The sequence below is a fragment of the Streptomyces amritsarensis genome (assembly GCF_001953875.1).
GTDB classification, from domain to species: Bacteria; Actinomycetota; Actinomycetes; order Streptomycetales; family Streptomycetaceae; genus Streptomyces; species Streptomyces amritsarensis.
This window is the reverse complement of sequence record NZ_MQUR01000177.1, coordinates 1-6,119: the sequence shown is the minus strand read 5'-3', so window position 1 is coordinate 6,119 and position 6,119 is coordinate 1. Positions and strand designations below refer to the sequence as shown.

General features: G+C 69.1%; 4 protein-coding genes and 3 pseudogenes. 4 read left to right on the top strand and 3 right to left on the bottom strand.

The window, feature by feature from the left end:
- From AVW11_RS35120 to AVW11_RS35110, 3 genes and pseudogenes are all read left to right on the top strand, one after another.
- A partial coding sequence (locus AVW11_RS35120) for a hypothetical protein (RefSeq protein WP_206281951.1) occupies positions 1 to 449 on the top strand: 449 nt, incomplete at its 5' end.
- Complete coding sequence (locus AVW11_RS35115) at positions 446 to 736, top strand: hypothetical protein (RefSeq protein WP_060181207.1); 291 nt, start codon at positions 446 to 448, stop codon at positions 734 to 736. The genes AVW11_RS35120 and AVW11_RS35115, both read left to right, overlap by 4 nt.
- A gap of 619 nt (positions 737 to 1,355) precedes the next feature.
- Positions 1,356 to 2,298, top strand: a pseudogene (locus tag AVW11_RS35110) (transposase).
- Here the strand turns inward: AVW11_RS35110 and AVW11_RS35105 are convergent.
- The 3 genes and pseudogenes from AVW11_RS35105 to AVW11_RS35095 all read right to left on the bottom strand — a co-directional run bounded on the left by AVW11_RS35105 (position 2,268) and on the right by AVW11_RS35095 (position 4,012).
- On the bottom strand, positions 2,268 to 2,615 hold the full coding sequence (locus AVW11_RS35105) for a hypothetical protein (protein ID WP_030856122.1): 348 nt from the start codon (positions 2,613 to 2,615) through the stop codon (positions 2,268 to 2,270). The pseudogene AVW11_RS35110 and the gene AVW11_RS35105 overlap by 31 nt on opposite strands.
- A 230-nt stretch (positions 2,616 to 2,845) precedes the next feature.
- Positions 2,846 to 3,301, bottom strand: a pseudogene (locus AVW11_RS35100) (transposase family protein); the annotation flags it as partial.
- A gap of 6 nt (positions 3,302 to 3,307) precedes the next feature.
- Positions 3,308 to 4,012 (bottom strand): zinc-binding dehydrogenase, encoded by a 705-nt coding sequence (locus AVW11_RS35095; protein WP_079250915.1) that lies wholly within the window; start codon positions 4,010 to 4,012, stop codon positions 3,308 to 3,310.
- Here AVW11_RS35095 and AVW11_RS39395 point away from each other — a divergent pair.
- Positions 3,959 to 4,854, top strand: a pseudogene (locus tag AVW11_RS39395) (AraC family transcriptional regulator). The gene AVW11_RS35095 and the pseudogene AVW11_RS39395 sit on opposite strands and share 54 nt — an antisense overlap.
- Positions 4,855 to 6,119: the final 1,265 nt, after the last annotated feature.

Below are 6,119 nucleotides of genomic sequence, written 5' to 3'. Positions count from 1 at the left end.
CCCGCACCTTCTGGTGCGGGGCTTTTCTGCGTTCACGGGCCGGTTCCGGGGTTCCGCTCGGTATCCTGGCCAGCGTTCCCCTGGAGGACACGATGACAGCACAGCAGCTGGAAGACGGCGGACCTCTCATCCCCCAGCCGGCGATGACACGGGAAGCCCTGCGGGACGCCGTGCGCCGGATCGACATGGCCAACCTGGCCGTGCTCGACAAGGAATGCAACGAGGCCTTCGACCGTGCCGCTGAGACGGGTGCCATCAACCCGCTGCGGTTCTTCCTGATCAAGTGGGCCACGCATGTGGCGATCCACCGCTGGCCCGCACGCGCGGCCGCGCTGCACGAGGCAGAACGCATCGCGGGCGACCCCGACGCCACAGAGGAACAGTTCCGCGCCGCCATGGAGACCAGCAGCCGCATCCTCGCCGAGGCCCAGCGCGAGATCGGTCAGTGACCCCGCGCGGCGAAGGCGTCGAGAACGACAGCGGCTGGGCCTGGGAGTGCGACCCCAGCCGCCTGTGGGTGTTCGGCGACATGCCCGCGGCACAGCAGGAACTGGTCGGAGCCGTCATGGACGGCCTGGTCGACCTTGCCGCGATGGCCATCGACCCCAAGGACGGCAGCCTCTACGAGGACCCCCACCCGATGCGGCTGCGTACGTACGAGGACGAACACCTCATGGTCTGGTACCAGACCATCCCGCACCGCAGCCGGGTCTACCTCAAGCGCGTCAACCTCTGACCGTCAGCCGGCCCGCCCGCGTCCAAGGCTCCACCGCGCCGGCGACGTCCACGTACACGGCTGAGCCGTTCCGAGCGAGCTCAGGGCTAACGCGGCCGCCGTCGATGGCGCACACTCTGCGGGCCATCGACGGCGAGCTCGACGACGGCCCAGGGGAGCGGGACCAGGTGCCGGCGGATCCACACCCGACTGTCCTGAGGCTGCTCGGCCGGTGCGGACCACCGGCCCAGATCCTCAAGGCCGACCGACGCCGCCCGGCCACTCCCGCACGGGCCGGAGTCCTCGAGCAGGGCCGAGCGGCCGGCCGGCGTCGGCAGCACCTGACCGACCGCAGGTCACCGGCCGGCCTACGCCGACTCGACCCACCCATCACCCGAAGTTCCGGATCCCCGCAGACATCAAGCTGATCGGCGGCCCGTTCAGCGGCGACCAGGCAGAGGCCTCGGAACCCCGCAGCCCACACCGCTACGTGCACACCCACGCCTCTGATACCTCCGACGACTGAGCTGACGAATACACGGGAGCCGCCCCCATCACCTCCCGCAATGGGGCGCTGGCCATGCTTTCGACAGGGGGAGACAGGGGACGGCCGGAGTGATGGGGACGACCGGAGGCGCACGTGATCGACGTCAGCGACATCGGCGCCTTCCTCGGCCTGGACGTCGGCAAGGGCGAACACCACGCCACCGCCGTCACCCCGGCCGGGAGGAAGGACTCCGCGAGGTGTTAGGGAAGCTGCAGGCCAAGCACGGGAGGGTGCTCGTCGTGGTCGACCAGCCGGCCCCGATCGGAGCCTTGCCGCTGGCGGCCGCCGGACATGGGCTGGCCGACCGCCTATCTGCAATGCGGCGGATCGCCGATCTCTATCCCGGTGAGGCCAAGAGCGACGCCAGCGACGGGTTCCCGCACAGCAACCGCTTGTGCGGCGTGGCTGACGCATGCCCACACGTCGCCGAGTCTTGGGCCCGTTCGGTTCCCCGTCCCAGTCCGCAAGGCCGGACGTCGCCGGCTGGTGACGTTGATACGCCCGAAGGCGCCGCAGACGGCCGAACGGCTGGTCGAGGACATCTTCGCCGCGCTGGACGAGCAGACCGTCGTCGTCCGGGCACGGACGCGGCCGCAATGATCCTTCCCAGCCTCGCCAGCTCGCTCCAGGCAGTGCTTGACCAGCGGAAACTTCTCGCCGCAAAGATTGAGGAACTGCTGGAGTCCCACCCTCTTCCAGGGTCCTGACGTCCATGCTGGTGATCGGCGTCAGGACCGGAGCACGGATCCTCATCGACGTCGGCGACGGATCCAGCTTCCCGTCCGCCGCCCACCTCGCCGCCTACGCCGGCCTTGCCCCGGCAACCCGCAGCTCGGGCTCCTCGATCCGAGGATGACAACCCTCCAGGAGAGGAAACAAGCAGCTCAAACGGGCCTTCTACTACGACAAGAAGATCAAGCAAGGGAAGCACCACACCCAAGCCCTGCTTTGCCGCGCGAGACGACGGGCCGACGTGCTCTTCGCGATGCTCCGCGACGGCACCTTCTACGAACCGAGACCCGCTACGTCAGCCTGACCGCCCAGGGCCTGCCTCGCCCGAGCCCACACCTGCTCGAACTCCTCAACAGAGAGCTCATCGGCCTCCAGTTCGTCCTCCCAGCCGTCAAAGACTCTGCCGTCCGCCAGAACTCCGTACTGCTGCTCATACCGGCTCATCGCCGCCCGATCGCAGTGATCACGCAGATGCAGAACCTCCTTCAGGGACGCGGCCGTCACCGGCCGCGAATCCACCCCCCGAATCTCAACCTGACGGACCGCCCAGCCCTCACCATCCGCCTCGAAGTACTGCCACAGATCTTCATCCTCGTAATGGGCACGGAACCAGATCGTCATGGCGCCATCCTCGCCCCAGCGCCTTGACCAAACCCATAGGCGCACCCCAACGAGTCGACGTCCTCTTCCCCCGCAGGAGCCAGGGTGGCTTGCCCAGGGCGCGGCTGCCCCGTAGCCAAGGCGCCATTTGCATCCTCGCTCGAACTGGTCAGATGCAGGCTGAGGACGGCTGGACGAGGCAGGTGATCCGTGTGGATCTCCGCGTGGGACCGGTTCACTGCCTTCTTGGCGTGTTCGCGGGTCGCGCGGATGTCATGGACGGTGCCGGGCAGGGCCGGTGATGCCCACACCCCAGTCGGCCGAAGGGGTCTGCGATGACCTGCACGTTCATCCCGTGTCTCCTGTGCTTGCCGGACTGGAACGGCAGGTCCGCGGTGATGCGGTCGATCGGCAGGAGCGTGCCGTCTCGGAGGGGATACGCCTTCACCGGCGCGGTCCGCACCGCGTCGGCCAGGCCGGGGGCGAGAGCGGCCAGGAGCTCGACCGCCTCGGCGACATAGCGGCGGGCCGTCGTGGTGCCGACTCCAAACCCGGGCGCGAGCTGGGCATACGTGTGGTCCCACCCGCAGATGGGCGGGGGTGCGCAGGGCCTGGCGGCCGGTGCGCCGCAACTGCTCCGCGCCAGGTACGGGGGAACGTACCCAGCGGCCGCGCGTCTGCGAGACTCGGATTCCGTGTCCGGCCACCTGGACTCACGGGATGATGAGGACCTTGCCCCGAATCCGGCCCACTTGGCTGAGACGGTGGACGTTGGCGAGGTCGGACAGGGGACGCGATGAGCTGATGTCGACGCTGACCGTATCCGCGTTGACGAGGTCCACAAGCGCCCTCAGGTCCGCCACATCGTTGCGGGCGACCATGTGCATCGCGCTCACGCCGGCGTCGAGAGGAGGCTCGATCGGGGTTGTGATCGACACGATCCGCCCTCCCCGCCGCACCAAAGGAGCCAGAGCCGCAGCGTCCTGCAGGCTCAACGGCACCAGATTGAGCAGAAGGTCCACCGGGCCGTCGAGCGCGGTGCTCACCGGTCGGGCGGTGTAGTCGATGACGTGGTCCGCCCCCTGCCGCAGGACCGTCTCGGTACTCCGGGGGCCAGCCGTGGCGATCACTTCGGCCCCCGCGTACTTGGCAAGCTGCGTGACGAAGCCTCCGACGCCGTTGACCAGCACCCGCTGGCCCGGTGCCGTCTTTCCGTGCTCGAACACCGCCTGCCACGCCGTCAGGCCGGCGACAGGAAGCGCGGCGGTGTGAGCGAGCGGAATGGATTTCGGTGCCGTGGTCAGCACGGCGGCGGGCGCCCGGACGTATTCGGCAGCCGCACCGCCGCCGTCGAGCCGCGCGATGTGGTCGCGGTGACGCGGACCGGTCGACCCCGGTCGGCGTATGTGCGATGGCATGCCCCGTGGGGACAGGAGTTCTCCTCCGTACCAGGGTCGGCAGGCTTCCAGGTGGTCCTGCAGGGCTCCTGCTGGCTCCTGTCCGCGGACGCCGAACCCATCCGCCTGGGCACGGGAGACGTGGTGTTCCTGCCGCACGGTAAAGGGCACATCCTGGCCGACAGCCCCGATACCCCGGTGGCGACCCCTGCCTGCGACCCCGACGACCCGAAACCGTACGACGCCTACGCATCGGACAGCGTCGACAGGAGCGGAGACGGCGGCCCGGTCACCGTATTGCTCTGCGGGGCCTATCAGCTCGATCCGTCCCGCGCCCACCCGCTGTTGCTGTCCCTCCCGGATCTGATCCACCTGCCCGCGCACCCGGGCCGTCGTGCCGAGTTGGGCTGGGCGGTGAAGCTGCTCGCCGCCGAGCTGGAGACCCCTAGCCTGGGCACGACACACTGCTTCTCTACATCCTGCGGATCTGGTTCGACGAACGGCCCCTGAGCGGGGGCCACACCACCGGATGGGCCGCCGCGCTGAACGACCCGCCGGTCACCGCCGCTCTCCACGCCATCCACCGCGACCCGGCGGCACCGTGGACAGTGGCGAAGCTCGCCGCGGAAGCCGGGCTCTCCCGGGCACCCTTCGCCAAGCGCTTCGCCCGGCTGGTCGGCCAGCCACCCCTGGCCTACCTGACCTGGTGGCGGATGACCACCGCAGCACGACTGCTAAAGACAACGGACGCACCGCTGAGATCGGTCGCCGCCCAGGTGGGCTACACGTCCGAGTACGCCTTCGCCCACACATTCAAACGCGCGCACGGCACCCCGCCCGGAACCTACCGCCGGAAGGGCTGACGGAGCGGCCACACCTGAGCACATTCAGTCATACGCGGTTGGGTACGTTCCCGTGCACGCCGACAGGCGAGCAATCGTCAGGCTCGCGACGACCACCGCGGCGGCTGGACGGCAGCACGAGCCGGAGCCCAGGGCACGAGCGGGCCGAAGTCGTCGGCGCCTGGGCATCCGCCCCACCACCGGGGCAGACCCTTTCTCTCGTGTCCTGATGCTGTTGCGCAGGAAATGAGCCGCCACCAGTGAGGAGAGGGCGTATCCCCAGTCGGTCAGCCCTTCCCGCACCCAGGGCCGCAAGACCGACGCGGGGACCAACGGGGTCCGCGAGCGGCGCCGCATGGTGGTGGTGGCTGGCTCTGGGAGGGGGGCCCTATGCGTCCCGGCAGTAGACGCCGTGGCTCTGGCACGGGCGCTGACGGCGAGAGCCGCCAGGTACTCACGATCGCGTCGGCGATCTCTGCGGCAAGGGGCTCGCCCCCGTCCGCACGGTGCCGCGCCCACGGGCCAGCTCCGTCTCGCGACGTCGAACGTTCGGCCTCTGCCAGGGCGGCGGACAGCCGAGGCGAGAGCGCGAAGACGACACCACCGCCGGCGTCCCCTGCTGCGACGATCCGCGGCGTGCTGGGTTCGGCGAGAGCCACGTAGCTACTGTCGACAAGGAGATCCTCGGGATCGAAGTGCAGCAGGAGAGCGACTCGGTTCTGCTGGGGCCGTTCTGGAGGGCGGGTGCCGCCGACGCGACGTCCGGTGCTGCGGTGAACTTGACGATGCTGCTCACGCGGGCACCCTCCCTGATTGAGGTGATCCGGCCGCACCGAGCCCGTCGGACTCCCAGCGCGCCGACCCGCAGCACCCGCGCACGGAACAAGCGATCACCGCCAGGCGCTCGTCCACCGCATTCCGCAGGACGCCGCGAGGTCGGCCGACTCACCCCTGCCTACCTGATCACTGCGAACGCAGGGACGCATCGCTACACGCCCCGGGGCCGGGTCAGAGACGTCGGCTTCGACGACGACCGGCCAGGCGCGTCCACCAGGTCAGGGCGGGGTGGGGGCGGCGTTTTGACTCCTCCCGGGCACGGTTGTAGAGTTGAGCAGTTGCCTGGAGCGGAAACGCTCGGCAGCAAGCCCCCACAAGGATTCACCTTCGAGTGGGGACAGTCGACTCTTCATTCGGGAATCGAAGCCGGGGAAATCCGGTGGAAAACTTCTGATAGAGTCGGATCCGCCGGAAAGGGAAAGCGCGAAAGCGAAAACCTGGAAAGCGCC